Below are 18,494 nucleotides of genomic sequence, written 5' to 3'. Positions count from 1 at the left end.
ACGCCGCCCTCAGGAAATTGTAGGAACAGAAGAGATGAAAACCGCCAAACCAGCGGTTGACACGGAAAGTCATATCAGAAATGAAGTCCCGCCCCGGATAGGGGCTAACAGTAATAAGCAAGAAAATCCGACTTAAGCAGAACGACCACGCTGGCAGAAGGACTCAATGTTAGCCCCACACTCGCCGCAAGCAGCACCGCCCAAGCCCTAAGCCCACACTCGCCGCAAGCACCACCACCACCCCCCCCAAGCCGCCCTACCGGCGCCTCATGAGGAATGTAAAAACCTTATCCTGCGAGGTCGATTCGACCAGTTCATTGCCCGTCTGCTTCGAAAACGCCGCGAAGTCGCGCTGCGACCCCGGATCGGTGGCCAGGACCTTCAGGATCTGGCCACTCTGCATATCCGACAGCGCTTTCTTCGCCCGCAAGATGGGCAGCGGACACATAAGCCCGCGCGCATCGACTTCCTTGTGCACTTCCATCGAATTGAGCCTTGTTCGAACCTGCTTTTATAAGGTCTCGATTTTACCCCAGTGCCTAAAAATTAACCGCCTCGCCCCGAGTGAGCGATTCGCGCATCGCTATGCCAATGCGTGTCGCTTCACGTGCATCGTCGAGCGTAAGTCCAGTCGGCGGCCCGCCGTTCAGCGACGCCACGAACGCTTCCGCTTCTTTCAGGAACGCGTGTTCAAACCGCTCGAAGAACGTCGGCGTGCATTCGTTACGCACCCCGGTGGCATCGAAAATTTCCACGCGGTTCGCACGCGGATTGCGTCCCACCGATAAAGCGCCCGCCGTCCCAATCACTTCCGTCTGGGTATCGTGGCCGTGAGCCATCGTCCGCGACGCCTGGAATACGGCAATTCGCCCACCTTCGAACTCGCAAATGGCGACGCCGTTATCAATGTCCCCACAGTCGCGCAAGCCTTCGTGAATCGCGATCGTGCCGCTCGCAAACACCCGCGTCACACGCGGATTGCCGAGCAGCCAGCGCGCCAGGTCGATGTCGTGGACGCTGCAATCAAGAAACAAGCCACCCGAGGTCGGCGCGAAGCGGACGAAAAAACCATCGGGATCGTTTTTATCGCAGGTCTGCGAGCGGACCATGAACGACCGGCCGATAGCGCCTTCCTGGATTTTGTCGAAGGCGTCGCGGTAACTCGGGTCGAAGCGCCGCACGAAACCAATCATGACCTGCAGGTGCCGATATTGAGCGCTCACTTCGATCACGCGGTCGCATTGCGCGAGATCAAGCGACAACGGTTTCTCGCAAAACACGTGCTTACCCGCCCGCAGCGCGGCGATGATCTGGTCGGCGTGCAGCGACGTGGGCGTGACGAGCCAGACGGCGTCGATGCTCGCGTCTTCCAGCATCCGCGTGTAGTCGCTGTAAAGCGCGAGTTCCGGCAGGTTGGCCGCAGCCCAATCCCGCTCCGCCGCCACCGGGCTGCAAGCGGCGTTAAGCGTCGCCCCCGGCACGTGCCACGCGAGATTGACCGCGTGACGCTGGCCAAGCCGCCCCAACCCGACAATACCTACCTTGAGCGCCGATTTCATTGCGCCCCCAGCTTGATGATTTTTCCTTCCTTCCACGAGCGCGTGGCAGCATCGGCAAGCTCCAGCGCCTTCAGGCCGTCGGCGACTGTCGTGCGCACCGGCTTGCCGTTCTGGATGGCATCGAAGAAATGAGCAATTTCAAGCGCATAAGCCGCCCGATAACGCTCAAGGAAAAACGCTTCCGGCACGTCGTTGGACACGGCCGTCTTCGAGTAAGCGGTGACTTCCGTCGGCCGCACATTGCCGGCTTGCAACATGCCTGCGCTGCCGAGCAACTCGAAACGCTGGTCGTACCCATACGCCGCACGCCGCGCCGTGTTGATCTGGCACAAGCGGCCGCGTTTCGTGCGGATCGTGACTGCCGTCGAATCAATGTCGCCCGCTTCGGCAATCGCCGGATCGGAAAGACAGCTTCCAGTGGCGTGCAACGTGTCGGCTTCGTCGTCAAGCATCCAGCGGAAGATGTCGAAATCGTGAATCAGCATGTCCTTGAAGATGCCGCCCGAATGCTTGATGTATTCCACCGGCGGCGCGCCCGGATCGCGGCTGGTCACAACCAGCATTTCCGGCTCGCCAATTTCACCGGCGTCCACGCGCGCCTTAAGCGCAAAAAACGTGGGATCGAAGCGTCGTTGGAAACCGATCATGCACACCACGCCGGCCTTCGCGACGGCATCGGCACAAGCGCGCGCCCGTTCCAGCGTCAAATCGACCGGCTTTTCGCAGAACACATGCTTCTTTTGCGCCGCCGAATTCATGATCAGTTCGGCGTGCGTGTCCGTGCTCGAACACACGACGGTCGCGCCAATCGATGCATCGCCGAGCGCCGTTTCTACATCGGCCACTTTCGCGCCGTGCAGCTCCGCGAGCGCCGCAGCGGCGCCAGCATTGACATCGACGACATATTTCAAGCGCACGCCCGGCTGTTTCGCCAGGTTCGCCGCGTGGATCTTGCCGATTCGTCCCGCTCCAAAAACCGCCACTTCAATCGTCATAGCCGCCTGTCTCCCTCGATTCTTCGACGTTAAGTTCCAGCCGATACGCAAGCGCGATAAAAAGCGCCTGGCACAGGCAGATCGTGCTCGTGAGCGAACGGAAGGCGAATGCGCTGCCCTCCTTCACGAACAAATGCGCGCTCGCGTGACGCGCGAGCGGTGAAAGCTGACCATCGGTTATCACGAGCGTCTTCGCGCCGTGACGCTGCGCTGCACGCACGCAGTACTGCGTTTCCTTGCCGTAGGGCGCAAAGCTGATGGCGATCACCACGTCGCCCTTCCTCACGCTGCGCACCTGTTCGCGATACATCCCGCCAAAACCCGATACCAGATGCACGCGCTTCGCCGTGTGCTGCAGCGCGTAGACGATATAGCTCGCCACTGGAAACGAACGCCGCACGCCGACGACATAAATGTTGTCCGCCTGGTGCAGCATGTCCACGGCGGCGTGGAACTGGGCGTCGTCGAGACCAGCTTCCAATTCTTCAAGACCGCGTTGACTCGCCGCGATGAATTCGCGCGCCACCGAACCGCTGGACAAATCCCCGGGCTTGTCGTCGATGAGCTTGCGGATGCGCTGCTGATAGCTCTGCGGCGAGCCGCTCTGGCCCGTGTACGCCTGCTTGAAAACAGCCTGAAGATCGGAGAACCCCGAGAAACCGAAGCGCTGCGCGAAGCGCACGACCGCCGACGGATGAACGCCGCACGCGCTCGCAATGTCGCTGGTGCGATCCATCATCACGTTGCTGCGATGCTGCTCGATGTACGTTGCGACGCTTTTAAGCTGGCGCGGCAAGGTATCGAAGGCTTCGGTGATCCGCTGCATCAGCTCGTCGACGTTCTGGATCTCAGTGGTGGAATCCTGCATTTCTTCCCGCATGCGACGCTCGTGGCTGTCAAAAAGGTGTTCGATGCAATCGATTATAGAGTTCTCGCCGAACAAATGGAATGAATTTTCCAAACTCAGATTAGATAAACTTCCTATTGCAGAACGACAAAGTTTGACCTAGTCTTGGTCGTGAGCATCGGACGCCGGCCAGCGCCAAAGCATCCGTCGCTCTTTTCAGAAAAACAACCTAGATAGGTGGAGACAATGAGACTTTGCAACGGTCGGGCCGCACTACGCGTGCTTGCAGCAGCAGTGGCAGTGTGCAGCGCAGCAGCACTCGCCAGCACGGCGGCGCATGCCGCTCCTGATGCCCACTTTGTCCTGATCAGCCACGCGCCGGACTCGGATTCGTGGTGGAACACGATCAAGAACGCCATCAAGCAGGCGGACGAGGACTTCAACGTCGAGACGGATTACCGCAATCCGCCGAACGGCGATATCGCCGACATGTCGCGCCTGATCGAACAGGCTGCGGCACGCAACTATGACGGCGTGATCGTGACCATCGCCGACTTCGATGTGCTGAAGGGCTCGATCTCCAAGGTCACGGCGAAGCACATCCCGCTCGTCACGATCAACTCGGGCACCGAGGAGCAAAGCGCCCAACTCGGCGCGATCATGCACGTGGGACAGCCTGAATACACCGCCGGCAAGGCTGCGGGCGAAAAGGCGAAAGCGGCGGGCATCAAGTCGTTCCTGTGCGTCAACCACTACGCGACCAACCCAGCTTCATTCGAGCGCTGCCGGGGTTTTGCCGACGCGATCGGCGTCGATTTCAAGGCGTCCACGCTGGACGCAGGCCAGGATCCGACCACGGTCCAGTCGAAGGTGAGCGCCTACCTGCGTAATCACCCGGACACCCAGGCCGTGCTTGCCCTCGGCCCGCTCTCGGCGGATCCGACCATCAAGGCACTTCAACAGATGGGCCTGGCGGGCAAGATCTGGTTCGCGACCTTCGACTTTGACACCGACATTGCGAAGGCAATCCAGGATGGCACGATCCAGTTCGCCATCGACCAGCAACCCTACTTGCAGGGCTATATCGCGGTCGCCGTGCTGGCTATCGTGAAGAAGGATCACACCACCGACCCGGTCAAGATCCGCCAGGCCCTTGAGGCGAACCAGAAGTTCCAGGCGCGGCTCTCGACCTACGGGCTGGCGCCTTCCTACGGCCCGCGCAATATCGGCTCCGGCCCTGGCTTCATCACCAAGGCCAATGTCGACAAGGTACTCAAGTACGCAGGACAGTACCGCTGAACCCGGCGGCGGCGCGGCAACACGACGTGACAGGCCGCGCCGCCGTCTTCTCATCAATCAACTCATTCTCAACGCATTCGCCGATTGATTGAATTCACCACGTCATCTGCACCATCCAACTGTATCGCTCGCGTATCCGCATGTTCACCCCTGAACCGGCGCTTTATCGCGAATGAAAGACGAAGGAGCCACCATGCGCGTAGCCGGAAAACCCTTTCACCTGGGACATCGCAAGCCGTCTGACGACGCCGCGGCAGCGAGCTCATCCACTGTGACCCCGGGGGCCACAGCCGACGAGCGGATCCGTCGCGAATCCCGTTTCGGACACATTCTGAATCGTCCGGAATTCGCGGCGATCTCCGGGGCGGTACTGGTTTTCGTCGTGTTCGGGGTCGCCGCTGGCGGCTCGGGCATGTTCAATCTCGACGGCATCATGAACTGGTCGCAGGTATCCGCTTACCTGGGCCTCCTCGCTGTCGGCGCGTGCCTGTTGATGATCGCGGGCGAGTTCGATCTGTCGATCGGCTCCATGATCGGCTTCGCCGGGATGATGGTCGCCATTCCCACCGTCTATTTCCACTGGCCGATCTCACTCGCGATCCTGTTCGCCTTCGCCGGCTCCATGGCGCTCGGCGCGCTGAACGGCTATCTCGTGATGAAGACCCGGTTGCCCTCGTTCATCGTCACGCTGGCCTTCCTGTTCATCCTGCGCGGCCTCACGCTGGCCCTGTCGATCATGTTCGCTGACCGGACGATCGTTTCGGGCGTAGGCGACATCGCTGCGCAAGACTGGTTTGCGAAAGCCCTCTTCCAGGGCGTCGCGTTCCACGGCGTATTTGCGTGGTTCGGCCAGATAGGAATCCTCAAGATGCTCGACAACGGCCAGCCGCTCGTGCCGGGCATCCCGAAAGTGATCATCTGGTGGGTCGTGCTCGCGGCGATTGGCGCGTTCGTCCTCGCGAAGACCCGTTTCGGCAACTGGATTTTCGCAGTCGGCGGCGACCCGGTGGCGGCCAAGAATGTCGGCGTGCCTGTGCGGCGCGTGAAGATCTCGCTCTTTGTCCTGACTGCGTTCTGTGCGTGCCTTTTCGCCGTGCTGCAAGTGTGCGACATCGGTTCGGCGGCCGCGGACCGGGGACTCGAAAAGGAATTCGAGGCGATCATCGCCGCGGTGATCGGCGGGACCCTGCTGACGGGCGGCTATGGCTCGGTGGTCGGTGCTTGTTTCGGCGCGCTCATATTTGGTGTGGTGCAGATCGGCATTGGCTACACCAGCGTGCCTTCCGACTGGTTCCGCGTGTTCCTCGGCGTGATGCTGCTGATCGCCGTGCTGTTCAATCACTATGTGCGCCGCCGCGTTTCGCAGGCTCAATAAGCTCAAGGAGCAGAAATCATGTCCGATCCCATCAAGAGCGCCGCGCCTGCGCCCGATGACACCATCCTTGCACTGGAAAACGTGAGCAAGTTTTTCGGCAAGGTGATCGCCCTGAGCGGCGTCACCCTGCGCCTGCGCCGCGGCGAAGTGCATTGCCTGCTCGGCGACAACGGCGCGGGTAAATCGACGCTGATCAAGACGCTCGCGGGCGTGCACACGCCCTCTTCCGGCGAATATCTCGTCGATGGCAAGCCCGTGCATTTCGACTCGCCAAAAGCAGCGCTCGACCTCGGCATTGCGACGGTTTACCAGGATCTCGCGCTCGTGCCCCTGCTCTCGGTTGCACGCAATTTCTTCATGGGCCGGGAACCGCAGAAGAAGTGGCTCGGGTTCGTCAACGTGATGGACCTCGACACGTGCGCATCGACCGCGGGAGCCAAACTCGCGGAAATGGGCATTAACGTGCGCGACCCGCATCAACCTATCGGCACGATGTCCGGTGGCGAGAAGCAATGCCTTGCGATTGCGCGGGCGATTCACTTCGGTGCGCGCGTGCTGATCCTCGATGAGCCCACGGCCGCGCTCGGCGTGAAGCAGAGCTTCAACGTGCTGAAGCTGATTCATACGGCGCGTGCGAAAGGCATCTCGGTGATCTTCATCACGCACAACGTGCACCACGCGTATCCCATCGGAGATTCGTTCACGCTGCTCAATCGCGGCAAATCGATGGGCACGTTCACGAAGGACACGATTACCAAGAACGAGGTGCTCGACATGATGGCCGGTGGCGCCGAAATGCAGCAACTGATGAACGAACTGGAAGGCGAAGCGGCTTGAGAGAGGCCCACCCCGCCGCTCTCGCTTTTCGTCATCTACCGAACAGGATCGAACATGGCATTGCACTCATCAACCGAATCGCGTTTTGCTTCGGGACGAACCCGCGACATCGTGTGTCTCGGGCGGCTCGCGGTAGATCTCTACGCGCAACAGGTCGGCGCGCGACTCGAAGACGTGTCGAGTTTCGCGAAATATCTCGGTGGCTCGTCGGCGAATATCGCGTTCGGGTGTGCGCGGCTCGGCCTTAGATCCGCGATGCTCTCGCGCGTCGGCAACGATCACATGGGCCGGTTTCTCATCGAAACACTGGAGCGCGAAGGGTGCGACACCTCGCACGTGCGCGTGGATCACGAGCGGCTGACGGCGCTCGTATTGCTGGGTATCGAGGATCGCGATACGTTTCCGCTGGTGTTTTATCGCGACAATTGCGCCGACATGGCCATCGACGAAAACGATTTCGATGAAGCGTTCATCGCTTCGTCGAAAGCACTCCTGATTACCGGAACGCATTTCTCGACCGATCAGGTCAACCGCGCGAGCCGCCGCGCGCTTGAGTACGCGCGCCGCAATGACGTGCGAACGGTGCTGGATATCGACTACCGGCCGGTGCTCTGGGGATTGACTGGCAAGGCTGACGGCGAGACCCGCTTTATAGCGAATGAGAGCGTAAGCGCGCACTTGCAGGGCATCCTGCCGCTGATCGACCTGGTGATCGGGACGGAGGAAGAATTTCGCATTGCCGGTGGCAAGGACAATCTGATCGATTGCCTCAGCGCCGTGCGTGCCGTGACGCGCGCGACGCTCGTCGTCAAGCGAGGGCCGATGGGCTGCTCGATTATCGAAGGGGACGTGCCGTCATCGATCGATGACGCTCCGGTTCATCGCGGCGTACAAGTCGAAGTGCTGAACGTGCTCGGCGCTGGGGACGCCTTCGCGTCCGGCTTCCTCGCCGGCTGGCTAAGAGACGAACCGCTGGAAGCGTGTGCGCGCACAGCCAACGCATGCGGCGCACTGGTGGTCTCCCGGCATGGCTGCGCACCCGCCATGCCGACGCCCGCCGAACTGACCTATTTCCTCGATGCCGCGAAGGATGATCCCGTGCGCATGCTCCGACCGGATCGCGACGCCACGCTTGCGCGCTTGCATCGCGTGACGCCGGCACGCAAATCGTGGGACGAGGTATTGGGCTTTGCGTTCGATCATCGCAACCAGTTCTTCGATCTGGCTCAGCAAACCGGCGCCGACGAAGCGCGAATCGCGACGTTGAAAGGCCTGTTCGTGGAAGCCGTGGCGCAGACGGAAAAGGAACGCGGCCTGACAGGACGTATCGGTGTGCTGATCGACAGTCGCTACGGGCAGGATGCGCTGAATGCGGCGACGGGACGCGGCTGGTGGATCGGCCGTCCCGTGGAATTGCCCGGCTCGTTGCCCCTCGTGTTCGATCATGGCCGCTCGATCGGCACCACGCTGATCGACTGGCCGCGCGAGCATGTCGCGAAGTGCCTGGTTCACTATCATCCCGATCATCCGCACGAATTGCGGCTCGAACAGGAAGCGCAGATTCGCACTTTGTACGACGCGTGCCAGGCGAGCGGGCACGAGTTACTGCTTGAAGTCATCGTGCCTAAAAATGGTCCGCCGGTGTCCGACGACACGGCCCTGCGCGCGTTAAAGCGGCTCTATAACCTCGGTATCTATCCGGAGTGGTGGAAGCTCGAACCGATGAGCGGGCCACAGTGGCAAGCCATCGATGCGCTTATCGCAGAGCGCGACCCCGCGTGTCGCGGCGTGGTGTTGCTGGGGCTGTCGGCGGCTGTGGACACACTATGCGACGGCTTCAAGGCGGCGGCGGCTTCGGCTACGTGTCGTGGATTCACGGTGGGACGGACCATCTTTCACGAGCCGAGCCATGCGTGGCTGGCAGGTTCCATCGACGATGCAGAACTGATCGCACGCGTGCGCCGGACCTTCGAAACGCTTATTGATGCGTGGCGCGCGGCGCGCTCCGAGCGGCCTACGCAGACGGTTAAGCAGGAGCAACCAGCATGAACGGGACTACTCGTGGAACTATCCGCTTAACGACCGCGCAAGCGTTGGTCCGATACCTCGCCGCGCAGCAAACCCCGTCGGGCGAAACGCTGTTCGGCGGCGTCTTTGCGATCTTCGGACATGGTAATGTCGCGGGTGTCGGCGAGGCGCTGTATGCGCATCGCGAAGTCTTGCCGACGTACCGTGCGCACAACGAACAAGCCATGGCGCATTCGGCGATCGCCTATGCGAAGGCAAACTTTCGACGCCGCATGATGGCGGTGACGACGTCCATTGGCCCCGGCGCGACGAACCTTGTGACGGCGGCGGCGCTCGCGCATGTGAATCGCCTGCCGGTCTTGCTTCTACCGGGCGATGTGTTCGTCTCGCGCGCGCCCGATCCGGTCTTGCAGCAGGTCGAGGATTTCGCCGATGGGGGCATCTCCGCCAACGATGCGCTAAAACCGGTCTCGCGATATTTCGACCGCATCGTGCATCCGGCGCAGTTGCTGAACGCCTTGCCACGCGCGATTCGTGTACTGACCGACGCCGCGCTATGCGGCCCCGTGACGCTCGCGTTACCGCAAGACGTCCAGGCGATGGCCTACGACTATCCGGCGTCGTTCTTCGAGCCGCGCGTGGTGTCGTTCCATGCGCCCTCGCCCATCGCCGATGAGATCGCCCAAGCGGCCGCTGCCTTGCGCAACGCGAAGAAGCCCCTGCTCGTGTCGGGTGGCGGCGTCTTGTACGGCCTTGCGACAGATGCATTACGCACTTTCGCGGAAAGCCACGGCATTCCCGTCGCAGAAACGCAAGCCGGAAAAGGCGCGCTTGCCTGGGATCATCCGTTGAACCTGGGAGGTATCGGCGTGACGGGTTCATCGTCCGCGAACGAGCTTGCAAACGACGCCGATTGCGTGCTCGCGGTCGGGACGCGCCTGCAGGATTTCACGACGGGATCAAACACCTTATTCGCGGCGGCGAGTCTCGTCGGCATCAATGCAAACGCATTCGATGCCATGAAACAAGGGGCTTTATCGATAGAAGCCGATGCCGGCCCCGCCCTCGACGCGTTGAGCGCCGTGCTTGGCGAGTGGCGTGCATCGCCGCAATGGACGACGCGTGCTCACGAACTAGCGAGCAGTTGGCGCGGCGATGTGGACCGTGTCACCAACGCGCCGCAGAAGGACAACGTCTTGCCGCGTGAGGCCGATGTCATCGGCGCCGTGCAGCGTTCCAGCGAGCAATCTTTCGCGCACGACGTGGTGGTCTGCGCGGCCGGAACCCTGCCCGCCGACCTGCAAAAACTCTGGCGCACGAGCACGCCGGGCGGCTATCACGTCGAGTACGGCTATTCGTGCATGGGCTACGAGATCGCGGGCGGACTGGGGGCCAAGCTCGCGCGGCCGGATCGCGAAGTGATTGTAATTGTCGGCGACGGCAGCTATCTGATGATGAATAGCGAGCTGGCGACGTCGGTCATGCTGGGCGCCAAAATAATAGTGGTGCTGCTCGACAATCGCGGCTACGGCTGCATCAACCGCTTGCAGCAAGCGTGCGGCGGCGCGCCGTTCAACAACATGATCGAAGACTGCCGGCAAGGTTCGGAAGGCGCCCCGAAGATCGACTTCGCGATGCACGCCCGCTCGCTTGGCGCGAGCGCCGAGCATGTAGCGAATATCGATGAACTCGAAATCGCGATGCAACGCGCGCGGGCATCGACACGATCGTATTTGATCAGTATCGATACCGACGCCGCGCACCCGACCGAGGAAGGTGGCTGGTGGTGGGAAGTCGCCGTGCCGGAAGTGTCGTCGCGAGAAGCGGTGCGCTCAGCGCGCGCGGACTATGAACTCGAAACCACAGCACGCGCGAAGCGCGTGAAGGAATAAGCGATGAGCACGTTCGATGTACGAATCGGCATCAATCCGCTGTCATGGATGAACGACGACCTGCCCTCTCTCGGCGGCGAAACGCCGTTGCATGTGGCGCTGACCGAAGGGAAAAAAATCGGTTATGAGGGCTTTGAACTGGGCAACAAGTTTCCGCGCGAACCGCAGGCATTGAAGACGCTGCTCGCGCAATATGATCTCGCGCTGGTGTCAGGCTGGTATTCCGGGCGGCTAGCCGAGCGCAGCGCGGAGGACGAGATCGCGGCAGTGGGTCCGCATCTCGACTTGCTCGCGAAAAACGGCGCTACGGTCATGGTCTATGGCGAAGTTGCGAACTCGATCCAGGGCGCGCCCAAGCCGCTTTATCAACGCCCGCGATTTTTCTCCGATGCCCACTGGGAAGAATACGCGCGACGGCTGGACACCTTCGCTGCCTACACGCTATCACGCGGCGTCCGGGTCGCGTACCACCATCACATGGGCGCGTACGTCGAGACGCCCGCGGACGTGGATCGGCTGATGAGCCTCACCGGCGACGCAGTAGGGCTGCTGTTCGACTCGGGCCACGTCACGTTTGCCGGCGGCGATCCGATGACTATCCTTGAGCGCTATATCGGCCGCGTTTGCCATGTGCATTGCAAGGACGTGCGGCCGGAAATCATCAAGATGGCGCGCAATCGGAACTGGAGTTTCCTGGATGCCGTGATCAATGGCGCGTACACCGTTCCCGGCGATGGCGCAGTCGATTTCCCATCGATCATCACGAGTTTGAAGCGGCATGGTTATCGCGGCTGGCTCGTGGTCGAGGCGGAGCAGGACCCGGTGATTGCGCAGAGTTACGAGTACGCGGAAAAGGGCTTCAAGACCCTGCGTACATTGGTCGATGCTTCGATCAGGGAGGCAGCATGACTTTGCTCGTCAAGGCATCGCGCGAAGGCCAGACGATCGCGCGCGTCACGCCGGAAACCGCGCTGTGGAAGCACGTTGGTTTTGCCGCGTATCGACTGGAAGCCGGCGATGTGGTTCATGTGCATGAAGCAAAACGCGAGGTGTGCATCGTGGTGTTGTCGGGCACGGTGACGATCGAGGCCGGCGAGCACAAGTGGGAAAAGCTCGGCACGCGCGACAGCGTGTTCGACGACGCCGCGCCGTATGCCGTCTATCTGCCACCGCAGATCGCGGCCACCGTGCGCGCGGATCGCGATGCCGAGGTCGGCGTAGCGAGCGCGCCTGCTACGGGCAAGTATCCGCCACGCTTGATCGACCCCTCGAAGATGACCCGCTCCACACGCGGGAAAGGTGCAAATACGCGATACGTCTGCGATATTCTTCCGCAAACCGAGCCGGCCGAGGGATTGTTGGTGGTCGAGGTAAGGACGCCGGGCGGACATGCTTCGAGCTATCCGCCGCACAAGCATGACAAGGACAACGTGCCGGTCGAGAGTTCGCTGGAGGAAACCTACTATCACCGGTTGAATCCGCCACAAGGCTTCGCGTTCCAGCGGGTGTACACCGACGAACGCGATCTAGATGAAACCATGGCGGTGGAAGATCACGACGTGGTCATGGTGCCGCGTGGTTATCATCCGGTCGTGGTGCCGTATGGCTATGACAACTATTACCTGAACGTGATGGCCGGCGATAAACGCACGTGGCACTTCAAGAACGATCCGAAGCATGAGTGGATCGTGGAGCGGGATAGCAAGGCTTCTTAGCTCAGCCTACCGACAACCATTCGTTGGTCACGCGGTCGTCGGCGGCGAGCGCGTCGGGCGAACCGTCGAATACGATTGCGCCGTGACCCATGACAGCCACGCGCGTCGCCAGTTTACGCACCACGCTCGCCCTCTGCTCGATCAGCAAAATTGCTACGCCGCGTTGCGTGAGATCGGTCAAGCAAGCCGCCACTTGCGCAACCACTTGCGGCGCAAGTCCTTCAGTCGGTTCATCGACGATCACGAGCGACGGGTCGCCGACCAAAGTCCGCGCGATGGCGAGCATTTGCTGCTCACCGCCCGATAGCGCACCCGCCTTAACTGAAGCGCGTTCGCGCAGGACGGGAAAGAGTCGCTGCGCATCGTCGATCGAGAAGCGCGACATACGGGATTTCATGCCGAGCAGCAGGTTTTCCCGAACGGTCAACGTCGGGAAGACGTCGCGTTGCTCGGGCACGTAGCCAATCCCCAATCGCGCAATGACATGGGGTCGTAGCGCGATGATCGATTGCCCGCGAAAACGCACCGAGCCTTCTCGACGCACCACACCCATCAGCGCCTTGGCGAGGGTCGAGCGCCCCGAACCATTGCGCCCTGCAAGCGCCACGATCTCGCCTTCGTTGATCGCGAGGCTCACGCCATGCAGCACCTGACTCGCGTCGTACCAGGCATTTAACCGATCGACTTCTAGTAGCGCCGTCATGGCGCATTGCCGAGGTAAGCGTCGCGCACCAGCGCGTTGGCCTGGATTTCCCGCGGCGTCCCTGTCGCGATCATGCGCCCTTGTACAAGGACCGAAATGCGGTCCGCAAGGGCAAAAACGGCTTGCATGTCATGCTCGACAATCAGCAAAGTCGCCCCGCGCGTGGTCTCGCGGATCAAGTCCAGGGCGCGTTTCGCTTCGGCGCGATTCATGCCCGCAGTGGGTTCGTCGAGCAACAGCACATCGGCACCGGTGGCGAGCGCGATGCCAAGATCAAGCGCGCGTTGTTCCGCATAACTCAGGCTGGCGGCGAGTTCGTCACGACGCTTGAGCAAACCCGTCGCCTCGATGAGGCGATCTGTTTCCCGCTCGATTGCGGACGAAGGTAACCAGCGGTCCAGCCACGAAGCCTTGGGCGAACCGAGCACTGCGCACCGGATGTTGTCACTCACCGTCAGTCCGGCAAACACGCTGGTCGACTGGAAGCTTCGCGCGAGGCCGTTCTTGCCGAGCCGATGAGACGGCATCCCCGTGATATCGCGATTGTTCAGCACGACGCGACCACTCGTGGGCTTCGTGCGCCCCGCGATGAGATCAAACAACGTCGACTTGCCCGCGCCGTTCGGGCCGATCAATGCGTGACGTTCGCCCTGCTGTATCGCGAGATCGACACCGCGCAGCACCTCGGTCGCGTGGAAGCGCTTGGTGATTTGCTTTAGTTCGAGGGCGGCGGTCATCGTGGGAACCGGGCGCGGCGCGTGAACATGAGTGCGACGAGACAACACGCGACAGTGAGGCACCAGGGAGCGGCGCGACGACCATCAAGCGCGAAACCGAAGACGTGAGCGAGGCCGTCGTTATGCGGGTCGAATTGCAGCGCATAGGCCAGTTCCATGATGACAACGACGGCCGCAATCCAGGCCATCGCGGCTCCAATCAGGAAGCCATCGCGCCATCGGCAAGCCACGAACCTTGCGAGCCCGTGGGGCGCGACCACCACGACCCACACGAAAAACAGGCCTAGATAGGCCACCCATGCCGCCGACACACTCGACACCACGACGCTGAAAAATGTCAGCACGACCGCGCCCACGACCGGTCCAAAAAACTCTGCCGTCCCGCCGATTACAACCGCGATCAACACGCTTGCCGAGCGCGCAAGTCCTACTCCCTCCGCCGATGCCAGTTCCACGTTGATCAGTCCGAGCACGCCCGCGACGCCCGCAAAGAACGCCGCTACGATCACCATGACGTAGCGCACGTGCCGCGGATCGAAGCCGATTGCAGCGGCGCGCGCCGGGTTGTCGCGCACGGCATTCGCCACGCGCACGAAGGGCATCCGCGTGAAAGCGAACATGGCAACGCACGCGAGCACGCACCATCCGGCGATCAGCGCATAGGCGTGTGTCCCCGGTCCGAAGTTAAAGCTCATGAAGGAAGGTCCGCTCGCCCGGTCTATCGATACACCTCCCTCGCCGCCGAACCATCCCGGCGCGAGCCACACGCCCGCAGCAACCAGCTCGCCGATGCCCAACGTGATCATCGCGAACGTGGTGCCTGCGCGGCGTGTCGAAAAGAAACCGAATACGACACCGGCCAACGCCGCCGATAGCCCTCCGATCAACGGCAATAGAGGCACTGGGATGGAATATCGACTGAAGATTTGCGCCGCAGCGAACGCCCCGAGACCGGCATAAGCGGCATGGCCGAACGAGAGCAAGCCGGTCTCGCCCAGCAGGAGGTTGAACGAGAGCGCGAAGACGATCAGCGTTGCGGTTTGCGCCAGGTACGCAAGCAACCAGCTTTGCGAGCCGATGAAAGGCGGCAGCGCGAGACCGGCGATCAGCAGCAGCCACGGAAGGGTCCGGCGTACGGAGGCGCTATTCATCGTCCGCGCGCTGCCCGAAGAGTCCGCGCGGCCGTAAGGCAAGCATCGCGACCAGCACCACGTACGGCAAAACCGGCGCGACTTGCGTAACGCTCAATGCTGACCATGCAGGCGGCAATTGCCCGCCGGCGAACGCCGCGAGGCGACCAAGAGACAGCGTGCTGCCGACCGCGAATGTCTGCAGGACTCCAATCAGCAACGACGCCACGAGCGCGCCACCGAGCGATCCCATCCCGCCCACGACCACCACGACAAACACGATTGGGCCGATGTTATCGGCCATCGCCGGTTCGATCACGAACAAGGGTGCGCCGATCACGCCGGCCATCGCGGCGAGCGCCGTGCCGACGCCGAAGACGAGTGTAAAGACCTGCGCAACGTTGTGCCCGAGCGTCTCGACGGTAACCGAATGAGTAAGCGCGGCACGCACCACTAGCCCTGTCCGCGATATGCGCAAGACGGCCCAAAGAACGAGCAGCATCGCGATCGAAATGCCCATCATGAAGGCGCGATAGCGCGGAAAAGCGGCGCCATAGAGGGTGAAAAGTGTGCCGTCGAGCGAAGCTGGAATGACAGCATTGAGCGGCGCAAGACCCCACACGAGCTTCACCGCTTCGGCCAGCAAATAGGCCGTGCCGAACGTCAGCAACAATTCGGCGAGCGCCCCGCGCAACTTGATCCGGCGCAGCAAGAAGCGCTCGAACAAGGCGCCCAGCATGCCCACTATGACTGGCGACGCAAGCAACGCAAACCAGAAGCCGCCATGCGCCGCAAGCGCATAGCTAACATATGCGCCGAGCATATAGAAGCTTGCGTGAGCAAAATTGAGCACACCTAACATGCTGAAAATGAGCGTCAGTCCCGCCGACAGCATGAACAGCAGCAAGCCGACGCTGACTCCGTTCAAAAGGTTGATCGCGAACCACTGGAGGAATGACGCCACGTGCGCCGGCCTACCCGTTCGCGAGCGGTTTCAACGCGGCGACCAGTACTTCCGGCAGTGGCACCGGGCGGCGCGTTTCACGATCCACATAGACATGGACGAAGTCCCCTTGCGCGGCGGCTTCCGTGGAACCCTCGCCAAAGATGCCCACTTCATAGCGCACGCTGGTCGTGCCGAGTCGCGTGACGCGCAAGCCCGCGTCGATACGTTGAGGAAACGCGAGTGAAGCAAAGTAGCTGCAATGCGTCTCGACGACCAGTCCGATCGTTTTTCCCGCCTCTAGATCGAGTGCGCCGTGGCGAATCAGATAGTCGTTCACCACGGTATCGAAGTAGCTGTAATACACCACGTTATTCACGTGGCCGTAGAGATCGTTATCGGACCAGCGCGTGTTGATCGACAGGAAATGCGGAAAATCCGCGCGGGTCGAGGGAACCGGCCGAGTCACTTAGAACGACTCCTGCAGCATGCGCCGATAATCGTCCGCGCTCGCCTCGCGCGGATTCGTCTTGTGGCAGTGATCGGCGAGTGCGCCCTTGATTACCTTGTCGAACATGCTGGTCTCCACGCCCATTTGCGAGAGATGCGTGGGCAAGCCGAGGCGTTCGGTCAGATCGTGAACGGCTTGAGCAATATCGGCGCCAGCGGGGAGGTTCATTACGCGGCGCATGCGCGCAAAACGCTGGTCCTGGACCACGCTTGGCGCGCTTTCGTTGAAGCGCAGAACGGCGGGCAACACGACCGCGTTCAGCGTGCCGTGATGCAGGCCTGTGCGGCCGTTCACCACGAGACCGCCCATGGGGTGCGACAGCGAATGCACGCAGCCCAGGCCCTTTTGAAACGCCATGCCACCCTGCATCGACGCGCTCATCATGTTCAGCCTTGCGTCGCGATCCTGGCCGTCGTGAGTTGCCCTTTCGATGTGCGCCCACGCGCGTTCGAGACCATCGAGCGCGATGCCGTCGGCGGGAGGATTGAACGCTGGCGCGAGAAATGTTTCGATGCAATGCGCGATTGCATCCATCCCGGTCGCCGCGGTGAGCATGGGCGGCAGGCCGAACGTCAACTCGGGATCGCAGATGGCCGACTTCGGCAACAGGTGCCAGGAATGAAAGCCGAGCTTGCGGCCGTCGTCGAGAATGATGATCGCGCCGCGTGCTACTTCGCTGCCGGTGCCCGCCGTAGTCGGCACGGCGATCAGCGGTGCGGCTTGCGAGGTGATCTTGTTGCTGCCGCCCTCGATGGTCGCGTATTCCGTGAGCGCGCCCGGATGGGTGGCGGCGATCGCGACGCCCTTCGCGAGATCGATCGATGAGCCGCCGCCCACCGCGATCAGTCCGTCGCACCCTTCGCTTTTGTACAGCGCGGCGGCTTTCAGCACCATGGCTTCGGTCGGGTTCGACGGGGTCTCGTCGAAGACCGGAATGGGACGAGCGCTCGCCTTAAGCGCATTGATCGCGCGGCCGGCCAGTCCGGCGGCCACGACGCCTTTGTCGGTGATGATCAGCGGCCGCTTGATGCCGATGTGCTCGCATTCGCTGTCGAGGTTGGCTAGTGCGTCGAAGCCGAGATGGATGTGGGTGAGGTAGAAGATGAAGGCCATCGAGTGTCCGCTGGAAAGTGAGCCGTTCGGCATGTTAGAAGGCCCGCGAGGAGCGGTCAATTCGCACTAACGAAGGGGCCTGCGGGCGGCGGTTTGGGGGGTTCTGCTCGGGGAGAGTGTGGGGTTAGGTCTTGGGCGGTGCTGCTGGCGGCGAGTGTGGGGTTAGCATTGAGTCCTACTGCTCGCGTGGTCGTTCTGCTTAAGTCGGATTTTCTTGCTTATTTCTGTTAGCCCCTATCCGGGGCGGGACTTCATTTCTTTGCAAACGCGCGCAAAGAAACGAAGCAAAGAAACGCGTTCAAACCGCGAATACCTAAGTGTCGTCGGTGCACATTTCCGGCTTTTGGCACGAACGTAGCATCGCCCCGTAACCCCAATCCGCGCTTGAAACCCGCCCTCAAGCACCAACGGCGTGCGCACGCTTCGCCTCGCACGCCGTATGTGGGTCAGTCGTTATTCGTGTTCTCGCATCACGACGCCTGCGGTCGGCACTCGCCACTTCTGCTTCGCGCTTTGCACCTCCGTCCGACCCAAACCGACAAACGCAAAACCGAATGGTTTGCCCTCGAGCGCGACGCATTGTTGCCCGCGACACCGAACTGCCGTTGACCGAACGGATTGCCGCTGGCGCTAGCAGGGTTAGGGCCGTTGGGGCGAAGCGTGTGCGCGCCGTTGGTGCTTGAGGTGGGTGTTCAACTGCGGGTTGAGGTTGCGGGGCCGCGCTACGTTCGTGCCCAAAACCTGAAATGAGCGACGACGACCCTTAGGTATTCGCAGTTTGAACGCGTTTCTTTGCTTCGTTTCTTTGCG

Annotated in this window: 17 protein-coding genes; 7 read left to right on the top strand and 10 right to left on the bottom strand. The window is 61.6% G+C overall.

Annotated features, from left to right (window positions below; all coding sequences use genetic code 11):
- Positions 1 to 256: 256 nt before the first annotated feature.
- The 4 genes from WCA53_RS20990 to WCA53_RS20975 are packed head-to-tail and all read right to left on the bottom strand — an operon-like array spanning position 257 to position 3,434.
- Entirely contained in the window at positions 257 to 484 is a 228-nt protein-coding gene (locus WCA53_RS20990) for a sulfurtransferase TusA family protein (RefSeq protein WP_423915160.1), read from the bottom strand.
- A gap of 55 nt (positions 485 to 539) precedes the next feature.
- On the bottom strand, positions 540 to 1,559 hold the full coding sequence (locus tag WCA53_RS20985) for a Gfo/Idh/MocA family oxidoreductase (RefSeq protein WP_423915158.1): 1,020 nt from the start codon (positions 1,557 to 1,559) through the stop codon (positions 540 to 542).
- Positions 1,556 to 2,554, bottom strand: coding sequence for an inositol 2-dehydrogenase (iolG, locus tag WCA53_RS20980; RefSeq protein ID WP_423915156.1), 999 nt, complete (start codon positions 2,552 to 2,554; stop codon positions 1,556 to 1,558). Before iolG ends, WCA53_RS20985 begins: the two co-directional genes overlap by 4 nt.
- A complete protein-coding gene (locus WCA53_RS20975; protein WP_423915153.1) occupies positions 2,544 to 3,434 on the bottom strand; it encodes a MurR/RpiR family transcriptional regulator in 891 nt (296 codons plus the stop codon). Before WCA53_RS20975 ends, iolG begins: the two co-directional genes overlap by 11 nt.
- Positions 3,435 to 3,647: 213 nt before the next feature.
- Here WCA53_RS20975 and WCA53_RS20970 point away from each other — a divergent pair, with 213 nt between their 5' ends.
- The 7 genes from WCA53_RS20970 to iolB all read left to right on the top strand — a co-directional run bounded on the left by WCA53_RS20970 (position 3,648) and on the right by iolB (position 12,547).
- Positions 3,648 to 4,700 carry a sugar ABC transporter substrate-binding protein gene (locus WCA53_RS20970; protein WP_423915151.1) on the top strand — a complete coding sequence of 351 codons (1,053 nt, stop codon included), beginning with the start codon at positions 3,648 to 3,650 and terminating at the stop codon, positions 4,698 to 4,700.
- 193 nt (positions 4,701 to 4,893) lie between these two features.
- A complete protein-coding gene (locus WCA53_RS20965; protein ID WP_423915166.1) occupies positions 4,894 to 6,075 on the top strand; it encodes an ABC transporter permease in 1,182 nt (393 codons plus the stop codon).
- Between the two features lie 18 nt (positions 6,076 to 6,093).
- The gene (locus WCA53_RS20960) at positions 6,094 to 6,912 is read left to right on the top strand and encodes an ATP-binding cassette domain-containing protein (protein WP_423915148.1); all 819 of its coding nucleotides are present in this window, start codon (positions 6,094 to 6,096) and stop codon (positions 6,910 to 6,912) included.
- A 54-nt stretch (positions 6,913 to 6,966) separates the two neighbouring features.
- On the top strand, positions 6,967 to 8,961 hold the full coding sequence (locus tag WCA53_RS20955; protein ID WP_423915146.1) for a bifunctional 5-dehydro-2-deoxygluconokinase/5-dehydro-2-deoxyphosphogluconate aldolase: 1,995 nt from the start codon (positions 6,967 to 6,969) through the stop codon (positions 8,959 to 8,961).
- Positions 8,958 to 10,832: a 3D-(3,5/4)-trihydroxycyclohexane-1,2-dione acylhydrolase (decyclizing) gene (gene iolD / locus WCA53_RS20950; RefSeq protein ID WP_423915144.1), complete on the top strand. Its 1,875-nt coding sequence runs from the start codon at positions 8,958 to 8,960 to the stop codon at positions 10,830 to 10,832. Before WCA53_RS20955 ends, iolD begins: the two co-directional genes overlap by 4 nt.
- 3 nt (positions 10,833 to 10,835) lie before the next feature.
- Positions 10,836 to 11,741: a myo-inosose-2 dehydratase gene (iolE, locus tag WCA53_RS20945; protein WP_423915142.1), complete on the top strand. Its 906-nt coding sequence runs from the start codon at positions 10,836 to 10,838 to the stop codon at positions 11,739 to 11,741.
- Positions 11,738 to 12,547: a 5-deoxy-glucuronate isomerase gene (gene iolB / locus WCA53_RS20940; RefSeq protein WP_423915140.1), complete on the top strand. Its 810-nt coding sequence runs from the start codon at positions 11,738 to 11,740 to the stop codon at positions 12,545 to 12,547. The genes iolE and iolB overlap by 4 nt, the downstream gene beginning before the upstream one ends.
- Before the next feature lies 1 nt (position 12,548).
- On the opposite strand, the gene WCA53_RS20935 is transcribed toward iolB, so the two are convergent.
- From WCA53_RS20935 to WCA53_RS20910, 6 genes are all read right to left on the bottom strand, one after another.
- Positions 12,549 to 13,250: an ABC transporter ATP-binding protein gene (locus tag WCA53_RS20935; RefSeq protein ID WP_423915137.1), complete on the bottom strand. Its 702-nt coding sequence runs from the start codon at positions 13,248 to 13,250 to the stop codon at positions 12,549 to 12,551.
- Positions 13,247 to 13,987 carry an ABC transporter ATP-binding protein gene (locus tag WCA53_RS20930; protein WP_423915134.1) on the bottom strand — a complete coding sequence of 247 codons (741 nt, stop codon included), beginning with the start codon at positions 13,985 to 13,987 and terminating at the stop codon, positions 13,247 to 13,249. The genes WCA53_RS20935 and WCA53_RS20930 overlap by 4 nt, the downstream gene beginning before the upstream one ends.
- Positions 13,984 to 15,138, bottom strand: coding sequence for a branched-chain amino acid ABC transporter permease (locus WCA53_RS20925; RefSeq protein ID WP_423915131.1), 1,155 nt, complete (start codon positions 15,136 to 15,138; stop codon positions 13,984 to 13,986). Before WCA53_RS20925 ends, WCA53_RS20930 begins: the two co-directional genes overlap by 4 nt.
- Positions 15,131 to 16,012 carry a branched-chain amino acid ABC transporter permease gene (locus tag WCA53_RS20920; RefSeq protein ID WP_423915163.1) on the bottom strand — a complete coding sequence of 294 codons (882 nt, stop codon included), beginning with the start codon at positions 16,010 to 16,012 and terminating at the stop codon, positions 15,131 to 15,133. The genes WCA53_RS20925 and WCA53_RS20920 overlap by 8 nt, the downstream gene beginning before the upstream one ends.
- A 79-nt stretch (positions 16,013 to 16,091) precedes the next feature.
- Complete coding sequence (locus WCA53_RS20915) at positions 16,092 to 16,529, bottom strand: acyl-CoA thioesterase (RefSeq protein WP_423915129.1); 438 nt, start codon at positions 16,527 to 16,529, stop codon at positions 16,092 to 16,094.
- Entirely contained in the window at positions 16,530 to 17,684 is a 1,155-nt protein-coding gene (locus WCA53_RS20910; protein WP_423915127.1) for an iron-containing alcohol dehydrogenase, read from the bottom strand. It lies immediately after the preceding gene.
- Between the last annotated feature and the right edge of the window lie 810 nt (positions 17,685 to 18,494).

Source organism: Caballeronia sp. (genome assembly GCF_049581465.1).
Classification (GTDB): Bacteria; Pseudomonadota; Gammaproteobacteria; order Burkholderiales; family Burkholderiaceae; genus Caballeronia.
Note: the sequence above shows the minus strand (reverse complement) of the source record. Positions and strands in the feature narration are given on the sequence as shown.